Source organism: Vibrio sp. 10N.286.51.C3 (assembly GCF_003050065.1).
GTDB lineage: Bacteria > Pseudomonadota > Gammaproteobacteria > Enterobacterales > Vibrionaceae > Vibrio > Vibrio crassostreae.
In genome coordinates, this window is the sequence record NZ_PIGC01000011.1 from 92,238 (window position 1) to 107,222 (window position 14,985).

Consider the following 14,985-nt stretch of genomic DNA (forward strand, 5'->3'; position numbering starts at 1 on the left):
AATCCAGATATGGGTAGTGTCAAAAAGACATGGTCAATTGATGTGTCCATTTGACTTTTTGGTGTCTTTTTAAGTTACCAGTTTCTGAAGCCGCAAGTGTCGATATGGAATCGAACGCCGGCGTACAGGCCTAACCCTACGTTATTCTTCTGCCCGTATTCAGCGTGAATTTTTTTGAGTTTAACGTGCAAATCTGCTCGAGAAATACCGTTGGCTGGGACAAGATCTAAGGCGCAGAACTCTAAGTGTTTACTTTGCAGGGCACCGCCAGCTTGTTGATTGTAGAGTTTTGAACGTTCACCAGAAACAGGAATAACCACACCGATTTCAGGCTCGATGTATTCTTGAATGTACTTCAAGGTGTTGATCATGTTGGGTACATGTTTTTTGTTGGGGAGGGTAAACAAGGTGGTGTTACTCATTGCCCAGTCTGTTCCTTGCAACAACACCAGATGTAAAGGCATGCTTTGTGTGATTCCCGCATCTTTGAGCTGTTGTCCGATCTCTCTTACTTGGTCTTCTGCGTGATTTAGAAGCATCCAGCCACGAAATGCCGAGCGAGTCGGTACCTTGTAGCCATGAACATCCACCACGAGATCCTCGTAGGTGATTTCAGTCTCTTCGGTATACAGCCTTTCAAATTCTTCTGGGTAGGGTTGAGTCGTTGATAGCGCTAAGGTAATCAGGATGCTTGAGTACATAAGGTGGCTCCATTACTTACGTTGGCTTTGCTAGTAATATTTGAATCAGTAAATACGTAAGCTTAAGTATAGACACTGGAATTTATGTACAAAAAAACCCACTATAAAGAGTGGGTTACTAACATTATTACAAGTTAATCAGCGAGGTTAGATTACTTCTTACCTTGCGTTTGCTTGTCTTCTTCTGTTAGTTCACGAATGCGGCGGCTGATGTCACGGCGAGCTTTAGAAATCTCTGCGCTCTTGATGATGTGGTCATCAACACGGTCTTCGTAGTCAGCTTTCATATTCTTGATAATGCCTAGGATCTCGTCGTGAGTCATCTCTGGCTTGATGTAATCAAGTAGGTTATCAAGAAGGTCAACACGCTTGCGGTTGTCACGAACTTTCTTTTCGTTGTCTAGAAGTTCACGCTTAAGTTTGTTCTTACGTCGTGCTTGGTTAACAATTTCAAATACGCTGCTCATAGATTCCTTTTCCTATTCGTCAAATACGTTGTCTGGTTCTGATTAAAGCACATCAATTGATGATGTAACAGTCTTTAGATCAAAGCAAAAGTAAGGTTGTTTAATTATTCGTCACTCTCGCCGATGTGCGATTGTTTTTATCTTACCGATCAAGTTAGTATCCTATGTAGATACTGCATTGATACGATATGTGAAATGAATCAACAACAATTGGAAACAGAAGATTTGGGTGACGATGTTACTGAATCTTCGGCAGAGCAGAACAAGCTTCGTGATGCGTATGTACAAGAGCGTACTTATTTGGAAGTCGTGGAAATAGAGCTAAACCGTTCTAAGATCATAATGATTGATGAACAAGGCAGAAAGAAACGAGTACCGATTTTGTCTGAGCACTAGCCAGTATTGGCTGCATTGTTAAGTGTTGAGATGGAATTATCAAAATAATAAAAAGGAAAAACGATGAACACAGTACTTTCCCCAATTGAAGCGAGAATTATCGGTTGCTTGATCGAGAAAGAAGTCACTACTCCCGATCATTACCCACTGACACTGAACAGCTTAACCACGGCATGTAATCAAAAGAGTAACCGTGAACCTGTTCTCTCTCTTTCTGAGTCAGACGTTTTAGATGCGGTTGATGGTTTGATCGGACGTCGTATGGTGAGCGATGAAAGTAGCTTCAACAGCCGTGTTAATAAGTATCAGCACCGTTTCTGTAACACTGAGTTCGGTGATCTGCAATTTACAGAGCAAGAGCGTGCAATCATCTGTTGCATGCTGCTTCGCGGCGCACAAACGCCCGGTGAACTCCGTACTCGAACAGGGCGCCTTGCAAACTTTAGTGATGTGAAAGAAGTCGAAGCAACATTAGATAAGCTAGCTGCAAGAGAAGCTGGTGCGCTAGTGGTCAAGCTACCACGCGAAGCGGGTAAACGTGAATCACGCTACCAGCACTTATTGAGCGGTGAAGTGGATGTTGAAGCGTTTGCGACGGCATCAGTAAGCGCGGCTGCACCCTCTGCGACGAGTGAAAAGTTTGAAGAGCTTGAGTCTGAAGTAGCAAGCCTACGAGCAGAAGTGGCAGAGCTTAAGGCTCTGGTTGAATCGCTGCTTTAAATGTCAGGCGCTGATAAAAATGCGGATTGGGTCGTGTACTTGATCCGCAATCGTCACAATGCCCTTTATTGTGGCGTGACGAACAATCTTGAACGTCGATTTGAACAACATCAAACCGGTAAAGGCGCCAAAGCTTTAAAAGGTAAAGGCCCACTTAGGCTGGTTTGGAGTTTTGATGTTGGCTCAAAAAGTGAGGCGTTGAAAACCGAATACGCGATCAAGCAATTGCCCAAATCCCGCAAAGAAAAACTGGTATCACTCAAACTGATTATTGAGTGGCAACAAGACAAAATTCAATATATCGAAGTCTCATAATTCATAGCCAAAATATTTATTACTGATAAAATGTTAATAATGTAAAAGCCTACAATAATTATATTTAAATGCATGAATTTAAAGGTTAATTGTTCTTGCTGTTAATGGTCTGAAATCATGATTCAACTCGCTGCTCTTAATCTCTATTCAAAATTAACATATTACTCATTTAGAATGTCGTTCTAATTAGTGTTAGACGCTATCATTTATCATCGTTGTCCTACATAATATCCATTAGCCATACAAAGAGATGGTGTCATGCTAGGTTAAAAAATGAGTCAAAGTAGCTCATATAAAACGAGAAAAATATGAAACGTTTACTTATGTTGTTTGGACTTGCCGTATTTTCTGCGTCCGCTCTCTCCCACGGTACTCATGTCCTCAATGGATATTGGGAATACCAAGATTATCTTTCCAATTTTCCAGAACAAAAAGCATTGACCGATAAAATGGTCGAGGCTGTACAAAATCACCCTGTGCCACTGAGAAGAATTCAAGACGAGCCAATTACGATTTCTGTGGTGTATCCGGGTCAACAGATCTCGGATTACTGGGTTCGTAATATTCAAGCTTTTGAGAAGCGTCTCGATAGGCTGAAGATTCGCTACCAAATAAATCAAGTATTTACCCGTATTAATGCTGATCTCGCACAGCAGAGCATTTCATTGCAAGAAGCGATTGAAAACAAAACGGACTATTTGATTTTCACGCTAGATACCACGCGTCACCGCAAGTTTATTGAGCACGTGTTGACCTCCACAGATACTAAGTTGATTCTGCAAAATATTACGACGCCAGTGCGAGCTTGGGCGGATAGACAGCCATTTATGTATGTGGGCTTTGACCATGCTACAGGCAGCTTAAAACTGGCGGACTATTTTAAACAAGTAAGCCCACCAGACAGTAAGTATTCTGTTTTGTATTACTCACAAGGCTATATCAGTGATGCGCGTGGAGATACTTTTATCCATGAAGTGAATACTGATACTAACTTTACCCTTAAGTCTTCGTTTTACACCAAATCAAACAAAGACAGTGGCTACCAAGCGGCTAAAATCAGCATAGAGAACGATAAGGATCTAGACTTTATCTATGCATGCTCAACGGATGTTGCCCTAGGTGCAGCGGAAGCTATTCGCGAATCTGGTCGAGACATCTTAGTGAATGGTTGGGGAGGTGGCTCTGCTGAACTTGAAGCCATTGCGAGGGGCGACCTAGATGTAACTATCATGCGTATGAACGACGATACGGGCATTGCGATGGCAGAGGCGATCAAATGGGATCTAGTCGGTTTGGAAGTGCCTACCGTTTACTCTGGTGAATTTGAAATTGTGACCAAGGAAGATTCCCCAGAACGTATTTCAGAACTTAAACAGCGAGCATTTAGGTACTCAGGTCAATAATGAAGAAAAGCTACGCCAGTACACCTAGGAACACTTTAGCTAGACTCATTACGCGTATCGTTATTTTAGTGATAGGCGTGATGGCACTTGGCGTGCTTATTCATAATTATGAAACCAGCAGTAACATCGTAAAGCAAGAGACGAATCGAACGGTTCAGCAAACCTCAAGCCTGATCCAAAACATGTTTGATTATCGTTTGTCGGTGCTGCAAATCCACCAAGACAGTAGTTCACACAGTGACACTCTCAGAGAGTATTTTGATACGAGCGATGAAGAGGTGCTGAGCTACTTTTTCTTTGGTGTTGACCAACGTGAGCCTGATCATGCGCCAGATTTACGCTTTGTGGCTACCCATGATGGTTTGGCTTGGGAAGATGGTAACAGTCAATTTTATGGTTTAGATGAGTCCAGCTTAAAGCATATTTCTGATGAGGTTTCGTTCAGCAGTAATTGGCATTTTATTAAACTGAGGACAAATATAGGTAAGCGTCACTTGTTGGCTCGCCGTACCCCTATTGTTGATAACGCTACTGGGGAAGTCCTTGGTCAGCTCTATATCGCCATTGTGCTTGATAACAACTTCTCTTTGGCTGAGTCAATCCAACAGGGCAGTAATAGCGAAAATATCGTGATTGAAGCGCACGGAACACCTGTTACATCGACATTCAGTGGTGATGAAAGCTATACCATTACAGACATACTCAATTATCACATATACGAGCAGTTGCCTCGTCATTTTGTCACCATCGCAACCATTAAGATCAATGCTGTTGAAACTCCTTTAATCATTCGAGCTGTTCAAAAAAATAATAATTTCATTGCGTTAGAAGAGAATTATCAGCGTGCGATCATCGTGGTGATTGTGGTGATTATATTGATGTCATTCTTTGCGCGAACTTGGATTCAAAGAAGGGTTGCCGCTGAGTTAGATAAGCTGATGGATTTCACTCGTTCAGCAAGTGATGGTGAAGAGTACAACAAGTTCGATGGTTCTAATATTTTCGAATTTCATCATATTGGTTGTACCCTTGAAGACACCTTTGAGCGCTTATCAGAACAGAATCAAAAGTTTCAAGACCTCTTTAACTTTGCTCATTCTCCTATCTTGGTTTGGTCTGATAAAGGTGACTTGATTCAGATGAACCCCGCGGCTCGTATGGCGCTATTTGACGCCGATGATAACTATGGCCCAATCGCTCAAGAATTTGAGCATCGTATGTTGCCTAACATTCAAATGGTGGTTCAAGGTTCTAAGCTAACGGGTATTAATGTCCCCATTGGTGAAAAGGTGTTTCGCTGGAATATGTCTGCTATTCGCGTAGAACACGGCATCACAGGTGTGGTAGTGCAAGGACAAGATATTACTAAGCTTATCGAGGCTGAACGACAAGCCGATCGAGCAAGAGAAGAAGCAGAGCACCTTGCCAATGTACGTGCAGACTTTTTAGCTAAGATGAGTCATGAAATTCGCACGCCACTTAATGGTATTCTCGGTGTGTCGCAGTTGTTGAAACGCTCTATGCACAGTGAAGACAACCGCGATCAGGTGGATGTACTGTGTAATAGTGCGGAACATTTACTAGCGGTACTTAACGATATCTTGGATTTTTCAAAGATTGAGCAAGGGCAGTTCAATATTCAAAAGAAAAATTTCCGCTTAGGGGAGTTAGTTAATACCTTAGAAAGTATCTATCGCCCGCTTTGCGAGGATAAATCGGTCGCGTTCACTATTGTGAACCACTTGGCTGATGATATTGAAATCAACACCGACCAAGTGCGCCTTAATCAGATTATGTTTAATCTCGTGAGTAACGCTCTTAAATTTACTCATCAAGGCGGTATTTCTGTTAGCTTTGAACTTGAAAGTATCTTTAACTCAGAGCACGCCAGTTTAATCGTTCGAGTGAAAGATACCGGTATTGGTATTGATGAAAGTAAGATTGATGCTGTGTTTGAACCCTTTGTTCAAGCAGAAGAGACTACGACACGTGAGTATGGTGGGACAGGGTTAGGCTTAACGATTGTAAAAAGTTTGGTCGATATGTTGGAAGGGGACATTCAAGTTCGCAGCGAGATAGATCAAGGCTCGGAGTTCATTATAGAAATCCCTGTGATCGTGCTCGCCAAACCGCTATTGGCTGAGGCCAAACAACAAGCAGAAGTTGAACCGCAGGCATTGTTTAGTCGACCTTTGGATGTGTTGTTGGTGGAAGACAATCACACCAACGCGTTTATTGCGCAGGCTTTTTGTAAAAAATATGGCATGGTCGTGACTTGGGCAAAAGATGGCTTAGAAGCAATAGAGATGGCTAAGATGATAAGTTATGATCTGATCTTGATGGATAACCAACTTCCTAATCTCGGTGGTGTTGAAACCACTCAGCAACTAAGAGATGAGATGGGTGTGTCAGCCCCAATTTATGCATGTACCGCAGATGCTCAAGAGTCAACAAGAGACAGTTTTATGGCCGCTGGGGCGAATTACGTGATTGTAAAACCCATTAAAGAACAATCACTACATCAGGCCTTTGTGCACTTCAAAAACTCATATTGGAATGAGGCTTAGCTAAACAGTTGCATGCTGAAACACTGGTTTGCTCAAGCTGCGGTTTACTGAAGTCGCGCTTTAAAGAGGTAGTGTTTCGAAGCGGAAATTTAAAGCCTAAATAGAGCCTGCTACAAAAGCTTGCTCTAAAAGCAGCGTTTTTAGCTCGTCACTCATATCTAAGTGCTCGGGGAATTGGATGCCGAATAGCCAACCCTGTCCCTGTCTTTTCTTACTCACTACTTTGTAAACCAAGTCGCTATCTAAGTGTTCATTCAAGAGAGAGTTGACCTTTATTTTCCAGCCTACGTCGATATCTGATTGCTGAGTAAGATAGATCCCGCAACCTGACACTGAAAAATCAACCAGAGTTGCATCCAATGACAAGGTGTCAAAGGTCACTTCACAGTTGAGGCGTACCTTGTATCTTTCGTGTTCTCTGATTGGTTTAGTGGCAAAGCTTGAAGGTGGGCGCAGGAAGATAAGATGCGCGGGTGAGGTGATATGAGCCAATACATTGGTCTTAAATGCGACGATGTGACCAAGCTCAGTATCGGTAATGGCGCGAACTATAGTATCGACATTGATGAGCTTTCTGAGTGTCAGTGCTTCGGTCGCTTTTTGTGACAGTTCAAGGATAAGGTACTGATCTTGTTTGTGTCCGATATAGAGCGTACTGATCTGGATTGAATCGTCTGGGCCAAATTCCAATACACCTGCTGTTTTTGTACCTGGTTTTAGGTATCTGAACAGTTCTAAGTTTTTATCTTTATGCATATTCGTTACTGAACAATGTTAACCATCTGATAAAATAATATAACGTCCTGATAAAACTATGTCATTAGTTTCATTAAGGTAATTAGCCGTGTACAACAAAAAAAATGACGAGCTATCCTAAGTAAACAACGGCTTACTCTTGTCGAAAAAAAAGATACACTGCTGTACATTACTTACTTGATGGAGAAATAGTAAATGGAACTGGAAACCTTATTAAGCACGTTAGCTGAAACCCCGGAAAGCGTGCAATTTGAAGATACGATGCAAGTGATAGAAGCACGCTATGACTTTTCAGAGTGTGAATTTCGCAACGGTGATGTTGTGAATGCAGCCGGTCAGAATAACAGTTCGTGTAAGATTTTTGCTTTTGGTTTAGAGCAAGGCCTATCAGCAGAGCAAACATTGGCTTGTTTTGGTCAATTTTATCGTAACGACGTGTTAGGTTTTCCAGAGAATACCGACCATCAAAATATTCGCAACTTCATGGTTTATGGCTGGAATGGTATCCAGTTTTCTCAGCCTGCGCTTCTTGAAAAAGCGAAGTAGACACTAACCAGGTAACGATTAGGTCGAAATTTAATCTCAGTATTTTGAAGCGAGAAAGCAATCTCTCGCTTTTTTGTATATGTTGAACCTGCTCGTAACTTGCTGAATAGGTTATAAACTACTGAACAGGCAGGGCAGACAAGCACTTACGGCACATACAAACTCCAGCCTTTGGAATACCGCTTGTATCGCGCTTCTCTAATTCAAAACACCAACACGTGTCTTTACCAGCGCTGATATCGCATTGAGCGGGTTCATTACATTGGGGACATTGGTGAGTTGAACTCGCGCCACTGACGTTATCCATAACAGAATCCCTTTCGCTTTCAGATAAGCCTTTCCAACCTATAATTTCATCCATTGTGCGAAAGCAGCCGCTACACATTCCGCCATTATTTTTACAAGCCGCTCGGCAAGGTGTTTTCATTTATCTAACCTGTGATTCATTTGGGCTGAAATGTAGCATATTTGTTTGGCTATTAAGAGTCAGAAAAATAAAAATGACCAAGCGAAAGAAGTAAATGACCTCGTAATTTCAAGGCTTTTCATGTAGCATCTCGCCCCTTTTGTTGCGTGGGGGATATTATGTTTATTGGATTTGATTATGGAACAGCGAACTGTTCTGTCGCGGCGATGGTTAATGGAGAACCTAGCCTGTTACCACTAGAAGGTGACAACCACTATATTCCCTCAACTGTGTTTGCTCCTACTCGCGAGAGTGTTTCTGAGCATCTATTTCGCCATTTAAACATCAAGCCAAGTGATGCGGTTGGTGAGCAAGTGTTACGACGTGCGATTGCATTGAACCGAGAAGAGAGTATCGACCTAGTACCGGAAGATATGGCATTTGGTCAGGCTGCGTTGGATCTCTATTTAGAAGACCCTCGTGACGTTTATTATGTTAAGTCCCCTAAGTCTTTCCTTGGTGCGAGTGGACTGCATGATGTTCAGGTGAGCTTTTTCGAAGATTTAGTGTGCGCCATGATGGCAAATATTAAACACCAAGCTGAGCTTACGACTCAAGAGCAGATCAAACAAGCCGTCATCGGCCGACCAATTAACTTTCATGGTCGAGGTGGAGAAGAGGCGAACAGACAAGCTGAAGATATACTGTCTCGCGCAGCTAAGCGTGCCGGTTTCTTTGATATCGCTTTTCAATTTGAGCCAGTAGCTGCAGGTCTTGATTACGAAAGCACCTTAACTGAAAACCAAACGGTATTGGTTGTGGATATTGGCGGTGGTACCACCGATTGTTCATTGTTAGAAATGGGACCAACTTGGTCTGGTAAAGCGGATCGTACCCAGAGTTTGCTCGCACACAGTGGACAAAGGGTAGGGGGCAATGACCTCGATATCTATCTTGCGTTCAAACAACTGATGTCACCTTTTGGTATGGGCAGCAAAGGCATTTCGGGTATCGATATGCCACTGACTCAATTCTGGAATCCAATTGCGATTAATAATGTTGAAGCTCAAAAGAATTTCTATTCAAGAGAAAACCTAGCAGCATTGAAATTACTTCGTAAAGAAGCGTCAGAGCCTCAAAAGCTAGAACGTTTGATGAAGGTTTATCATGATACTTTAGGTTACGGCATTGTGCGCAGAGCGGAAGAAGCTAAGATCGCGCTGGCAGAATCCTCTCAATATCGTGCTGCGATTAATGTTGCCTCTGAATTGGTCGAGGTGGACATCTCAATCGAACAGATGGTTGAAGCGATTGAAACACCAAAGTCTAAGATGATTGAGTTGGTTAAAGAAGCGATTCAACAAGGTCAGAAACTGCCAGACGTAATCTACATGACGGGTGGTTCAGCTCGTTCACCGATACTTCGTGAAGCTGTACAACAAGCTGTGCCTAACGTACCTATTGTGAGTGGCAACTATTTCGGTTCGGTAACTGCAGGTTTAGCTCGCTGGGCTGAAGTTTGCTTCAAATAAGAGTTTAATGATGTGTTATTAAGGGCAACCGGTCGCTGATTGGTTGCCCTTTTTTTGTATTTTTTTTAGTGAACTTTCAATTGAGTGATTTTTCCTAGCTCAAATTGGGAATTGTTTCACAAAGAAAAATATTTCAGCTGAGTTCTGTGTGTTACAAAATGTTTCAAGGTTAAAGATATGTCACTCAATGGTCTAATGAGTAATATGTTGCTTTGAATTTTAATGCTACTTTTGCGATTGAAAAATCAAAAATTGATGAGCCATCAGTCTCAAAATATAAAAAAGGTCACGACAGGTTTGTGTTCTATCTTTTTGTTTAATATTGATTTTTTGTTTTTTATAGTGTGATTTGTTTTATTTTATATATTTTAATGCAACTTTTTTGTCATTCGTATATTAGTGTTTTCCTACTTGTTAAATGCAGGTAACAACTTCTCCGTAAGCACGAGGTTGTTAGTGAAAAACTCACCCAGTTACAAATGGATATGACAATGAATAAGAAACTTTTAGCGCTAGCAATTTCTGGTGCAGTATTTGGTACACAGGCAGTTGCAGTAGAACTTTACAACGAAGACGGCACAACATTCTCAGTTGGCGGCCACGTTTCAGTTGCAGTTGGTGACGTAAACAGTGGTGACCGTATCAACGAAGATGATATCGGTGTAGAGTCTGTTTCTCCACGTATTAACTTCAACGCTACTCATGAACTAGGTAACGGCTTTACTGCTGATGCTAAAGGTGAATGGGCGCTAAACATGCTTGACGGCGGTGATGAAGCATTCACAACTCGTTTAGGTTACGTTGGTCTAACTCATGATGACCTAGGTCGTGCAGCAGTAGGTACTCAATGGGCACCTTACTACAACGTTGCTGGCGTTGCTGATATGCCAATCGCTTTCGCAAACGACTTTATTTACGATGATCACGGTAATCTAGGTACTGGCCGTGGTGAAGAGATGGTGAGCTACGCTAATGCACTAGACTTCGGAAACGCAGGCTCTCTAAGTGCAGCTGTTGCATGGCAAGGCCGTAAGGCAGATAAAGACAATGGCAACGATTACGGAAACCGTGGTCAGATCGCTTTGAACTACGCTATTGCTGACTTCACTGCAAACTACGCTTACAACACAGGTGACGTTGATTACGCAGGTTTTGTTGGCTCAAAAACTGCTGATTCTCACGTATTAAGTGCAACTTACGGTTCATACGGCGCGGAAGGTCTATACCTTGCAGGTGTATACGCAATGAACAACTACATGAACTCTGCGACTGTAGGTAGCTTCACTGGTGTACTAGAAGAGTCTGTAGCAATTGAATTACTAGCTTCTTACGCTCTATCTAACAGCCTTAACCTAAGCGTTAACTACGAAGCGGTAGAAGACGACAAGAACAGCGAAACTGTATACAGCACGACTGCTCTACAAGCTGAATACAACTTCACATCTCAGTTCGTAGGTTTTGCAGGTTACCAGTTTGATCTTCAAGGTTCAGGCCTTTACAAGAAAGATGCTGACGACCAGTGGCTACTTGGTGCTCGTTACTACCTATAAGTCGCAGACTTATTTAGCATAGTGTTTACTCCTTAAGTTTACCTTTTAGGATACTGTCCTAGACACCATGCTAAGCCCTCTCAAGCCTTTTGGGTTTGAGAGGGCTTCTTTCGTTCTATACGCACCTGTTTGAGCTTTTCCTTCATGTTACCGAGCCATTCATTTTATCTACGTAGCTATGGCTCTTGTTATCAGTTCTTATATGTCGCGATCTTCGGATAAAAGTATTTAAATCATTTAATTGAGCTAAAGATCAGAATTTAGATATTGGTAACCATCTTGTCGAAGATTCTCTCTTTATGATGCGGTAAACTCTGCGTTCCAAAAATAGTTCAGGGACAAACTATGAGCAGCGTTGTAGATCAGGAACAATTGATGAATTCGAAACGAACCGCAACACCAACCAAGGTGCTGTGTGTTGGGCGTAACTATGTCGATCACATTGAAGAACTTAACAATGCAATCCCTGATGCTATGGTGGTTTTCAATAAACCGAGTACCAGTGTTACGTCATCTCTGTCTTCTTTTCATCAAGAAGCACTGCACTACGAAGCCGAAATCTGTTTCATCGTCGAAAATGGCCAATATTCAGCTGTGGGCTTAGGACTAGATCTTACCAAGCGCGAGCTACAAAGTAGCTTAAAGGCGAAAGGCTTGCCTTGGGAGCGTGCTAAAGCGTTTGATGGTTCTGCTGTTCTCAGTCGCTTTGTTCCTACTACTGGCTTGGAGCTCACGGACTTGAATCTAGAGCTGTTCATCAACTGTGTTCGCGTTCAGAAAGGACATGTTGAGCAGATGCTTTACTCCCCACAAACTATCCTAGAAGAGCTGTCTTCTTATACCACCTTGCTAGACGGTGATGTTGTGATGACGGGTACTCCAAAAGGTGTTGGTGCTGTACACAAAGGCGATATCTTCCTTGGTCGCCTAAAGTGTGGCGATACGACATTGATTGAGATCGAGTGGGTAGCGAGTTAATTAATACTCTATGTTTAGTTAATAAGTTGGTTTGAATGGTTTAAGTTGGTTTTTAATTCGTACGATTTACCATCTTACAACTAATTGCATCTGGAAGGGTGTTAGTAATTGATATAAAATCCGCCTCCGTTTTTATCAATACTGAAACCCATGATCGACTTAGCCATTCTACCTGTTTACCTGACTGCCGTTGTCGCACTTCTCCTTTTGCCTGGTCCTGATATGTTACTCATCGCGAGCTCAAGTATGAGCTATGGCCGCAAGGTTGGTGTGTTTGCAAGTTTGGGTAACGCGACTTCCGGAATTATCCTGACAGTATTGGCAGCAATGGGTGTTTCAACATTGATTGCGATGAGTCCTATTGCGTTGAAAGCTCTACATTTGTTAGGTGGCGCGTACCTGTTGAAGATGGGATGGGACTGCCTGCGAACAGAACAGGGTAATGCGCCTGAGTTAACGGATAATTTTGCTGCGAAAGCTTATTATCAAAGAGCGCTAATCAGTAATCTGCTTAACCCTAAAGCCTTGGTATTCTTTGTGATGTTCTTGCCTCAGTTTGTATCGACGAATATTGAAGCGACTTCGGGCGAGCAAATGTTAGTGCTTGGTCTGCTACTGAATGTCTTAGGTTTAACGTTCAATTTCTTGCTGGTGGCATTGGTAGGTACTATCGGTAAGTCACTGGTAGAAAATGCTAAGTTCCGCACCTATCAACAGAAAGTGATGGGCGGAGTCTTCATCGTATTGGCTATCTGGATGTTGTCTTCTTTCTTTACTTCGTAGACGAATCAAACCAGACATCTTTTTGCGGTTAGCCGCTGAGACAAAATGGACGCTTCGAGCGTCCATTTTGTTTTTAATCGTTATATGTTGAACATACCAATCGTTAAGAATTCAGTTCTTGCTGGTGTTGTTCGATGAGTTTGTCCATGTACTCTTCACCACGTAGGCGAGTGTCTTCGTATGTTTCTGTCCCTTCGAACTTTGTTACCGTCTCATAATAAACCTTAACTTTTGGTTCTGTGCCTGAAGGTCGGACGATAATGCGTGTGCCATCTTCTAGGTGATAGATGAGAACATCACTTGAAGGCAGGTTAATCGCTTCAGTATTGCCACCAATGACGAAGCGTAAAGAAGACTGAAGATCTTCAATCACAGAGATAGCAACACCGTTTATTGCTTTAGGTTGTGCTGCTCTGAGTTTAGAACCAATCGATGGTGAATCTGGGTCAAGAGCAAGGCTTCGCTGCGCGTTGGTATGAACACCATGTTCAAATGAAATTTGAGCGAGAAGATCCCAAACCGTTCGACCTTGAGATTTCAACTCTTCAACCAATTGAGCAAACACGACGATAGCAGACAGCCCATCTTTGTCTCGTACCTGAGTGCCAATTGTGTAGCCTAACGCTTCTTCATAGGCGAACAAGAACTCGTTCTGATCATCTTCTAATTGCATGCCAATATTCGCCAACCATTTAAAGCCTGTCAGCGTTTGGAAATAAGTCGCACCATGGGATTTAGCCACTTTCTCTAGCAGGGTAGATGAAACGATGCTATTACCAACTAATTGGTTTTTGGTGTGCGGCTTTGACAACAAGTAGTGCGCGAACAACACCCCCACTTGGTCACCCGTGAGCATTTTATAGGAAGTATCTTCAGTTCTGACTGCAACGGCGAATCGGTCTGCATCTGGGTCATTGGCACAAGCAATGTCGGCATCGACACTTTTTGCTAAGTTAACCACCAGATCCATCGCGCCTTTTTCTTCCGGATTCGGGAAGTTCACGGTCGGGAAGTTACCATCGGGCTCTCTTTGCTCGGCGACGCTGAACACCTTATGGAAACCAGAATCATGAAGAAGATCCTCAGCCATTTGCGCGCCCACACCATGCATTGCAGTGTAGGTGATGGTGGTGTTCGCCGATTCAATATCTTTACTCACGTATGGGCTCTGATTGATCGCAGCTCGGTAGGTCTGATAATAACCTTCAGTTAACCATACCAACTTACCTTGTGTTTCAGCATCATTAAGGCTCATCAAAGGGATAGGCTTGGTTGATGCGATATCGATTTCAGCGGCAATGCCAGCATCATGCGGAGGAATGATTTGCGCGCCATTCTCCCAGTATACTTTGAAGCCATTGTATTCTGGCGGGTTATGGCTGGCCGTCACCACAACAGCCGCTGCGGCGTTGAAATGCTCAATACCAAAAGCAACGATAGGGGTTGCAGCGACATTCGAGGTTAAGTAAACCTTAATGCCTAAAGCCGTGAGTACGGAAGCAGTATCAACAGCGAACTGCTTTGAATCTAAACGGCCGTCATAGCCCACAACCACACCACGAATCTTGGCATTTGCAACGTGCTCTATTAAATAGTGACCAAGCCCTGTCGCGGTTTCTTGTATCACTAAGCGATTCATTCTATTTGGACCACATCCAACTTTGCCTCGAAGACCTGCTGTTCCGAACTCTAATCGTTGAGTAAAGCGGTCTTCAAGTTCGTCATGCATTCCTTCATCGATGAGGTGTTGAAGCTCTTCACGAGTTCTTGGGTCTGGGTCTCTCGCTAACCAATTCATTGCATCTTGCATAATCACTAAACCTTTTAATGTCTGTATGACTTACTGTTGATTTAACTTAAGTGAT

15 protein-coding genes are annotated in these 14,985 nt (G+C 42.7%); 10 read left to right on the top strand and 5 right to left on the bottom strand.

The annotated features are described in order from the left end of the window. Positions 1-74: 74 nt before the first annotated feature. Both CWO27_RS13740 and CWO27_RS13745 read right to left on the bottom strand, forming a co-directional pair. The gene (locus tag CWO27_RS13740) at positions 75-701 is read right to left on the bottom strand and encodes a D-Ala-D-Ala carboxypeptidase family metallohydrolase (RefSeq protein WP_048659066.1); all 627 of its coding nucleotides are present in this window, start codon (positions 699-701) and stop codon (positions 75-77) included. Positions 702-853: 152 nt separating this feature from the next. After that, the gene (locus CWO27_RS13745; protein ID WP_004730049.1) at positions 854-1,168 is read right to left on the bottom strand and encodes a DUF496 family protein; all 315 of its coding nucleotides are present in this window, start codon (positions 1,166-1,168) and stop codon (positions 854-856) included. A gap of 195 nt (positions 1,169-1,363) precedes the next feature. Between CWO27_RS13745 and CWO27_RS13750 the strand changes: the two genes are divergently transcribed. The 5 genes from CWO27_RS13750 to luxQ all read left to right on the top strand — a co-directional run bounded on the left by CWO27_RS13750 (position 1,364) and on the right by luxQ (position 6,569). Then, entirely contained in the window at positions 1,364-1,564 is a 201-nt protein-coding gene (locus tag CWO27_RS13750) for a hypothetical protein (protein WP_048659067.1), read from the top strand. Positions 1,565-1,627: 63 nt separating this feature from the next. Further along, the gene (locus CWO27_RS13755; protein ID WP_019823422.1) at positions 1,628-2,284 is read left to right on the top strand and encodes a YceH family protein; all 657 of its coding nucleotides are present in this window, start codon (positions 1,628-1,630) and stop codon (positions 2,282-2,284) included. Continuing rightward, on the top strand, positions 2,285-2,599 hold the full coding sequence (locus tag CWO27_RS13760; RefSeq protein WP_102480519.1) for a GIY-YIG nuclease family protein: 315 nt from the start codon (positions 2,285-2,287) through the stop codon (positions 2,597-2,599). Between the two features lie 308 nt (positions 2,600-2,907). Further along, positions 2,908-4,002, top strand: a complete 1,095-nt coding sequence (locus CWO27_RS13765) for an autoinducer 2-binding periplasmic protein LuxP (RefSeq protein WP_048659069.1) — start codon at positions 2,908-2,910, stop codon at positions 4,000-4,002. After that, complete coding sequence (luxQ, locus tag CWO27_RS13770) at positions 4,002-6,569, top strand: quorum-sensing autoinducer 2 sensor kinase/phosphatase LuxQ (protein ID WP_102480767.1); 2,568 nt, start codon at positions 4,002-4,004, stop codon at positions 6,567-6,569. Before CWO27_RS13765 ends, luxQ begins: the two co-directional genes overlap by 1 nt. Before the next feature lie 96 nt (positions 6,570-6,665). Here the strand turns inward: luxQ and CWO27_RS13775 are convergent, their stop codons facing one another. Beyond that, positions 6,666-7,325 carry a PilZ domain-containing protein gene (locus tag CWO27_RS13775; protein WP_102480768.1) on the bottom strand — a complete coding sequence of 220 codons (660 nt, stop codon included), beginning with the start codon at positions 7,323-7,325 and terminating at the stop codon, positions 6,666-6,668. A 195-nt stretch (positions 7,326-7,520) separates the two neighbouring features. On the opposite strand from CWO27_RS13775, the gene CWO27_RS13780 reads away from it, so the two are divergent. Next, on the top strand, positions 7,521-7,871 hold the full coding sequence (locus CWO27_RS13780) for a HopJ type III effector protein (RefSeq protein WP_107899087.1): 351 nt from the start codon (positions 7,521-7,523) through the stop codon (positions 7,869-7,871). 118 nt (positions 7,872-7,989) lie between these two features. Here CWO27_RS13780 and CWO27_RS13785 read toward each other — a convergent pair whose 3' ends face one another. Beyond that, the gene (locus tag CWO27_RS13785; RefSeq protein WP_102480769.1) at positions 7,990-8,298 is read right to left on the bottom strand and encodes a DUF1289 domain-containing protein; all 309 of its coding nucleotides are present in this window, start codon (positions 8,296-8,298) and stop codon (positions 7,990-7,992) included. Positions 8,299-8,456: 158 nt separating this feature from the next. Here CWO27_RS13785 and yegD point away from each other — a divergent pair, with 158 nt between their 5' ends. From yegD to CWO27_RS13805, 4 genes are all read left to right on the top strand, one after another. Then, entirely contained in the window at positions 8,457-9,809 is a 1,353-nt protein-coding gene (gene yegD / locus CWO27_RS13790; protein WP_102530212.1) for a molecular chaperone, read from the top strand. 491 nt (positions 9,810-10,300) lie between these two features. After that, on the top strand, positions 10,301-11,359 hold the full coding sequence (locus CWO27_RS13795; protein WP_102479721.1) for a porin: 1,059 nt from the start codon (positions 10,301-10,303) through the stop codon (positions 11,357-11,359). Between the two features lie 345 nt (positions 11,360-11,704). Beyond that, complete coding sequence (locus CWO27_RS13800) at positions 11,705-12,337, top strand: fumarylacetoacetate hydrolase family protein (RefSeq protein WP_102431453.1); 633 nt, start codon at positions 11,705-11,707, stop codon at positions 12,335-12,337. A gap of 150 nt (positions 12,338-12,487) precedes the next feature. Continuing rightward, the gene (locus CWO27_RS13805) at positions 12,488-13,120 is read left to right on the top strand and encodes a LysE family translocator (protein ID WP_107899088.1); all 633 of its coding nucleotides are present in this window, start codon (positions 12,488-12,490) and stop codon (positions 13,118-13,120) included. Between the two features lie 103 nt (positions 13,121-13,223). Here CWO27_RS13805 and CWO27_RS13810 read toward each other — a convergent pair whose 3' ends face one another. Then, on the bottom strand, positions 13,224-14,930 hold the full coding sequence (locus CWO27_RS13810; protein ID WP_107899089.1) for a phospho-sugar mutase: 1,707 nt from the start codon (positions 14,928-14,930) through the stop codon (positions 13,224-13,226). Between the last annotated feature and the right edge of the window lie 55 nt (positions 14,931-14,985).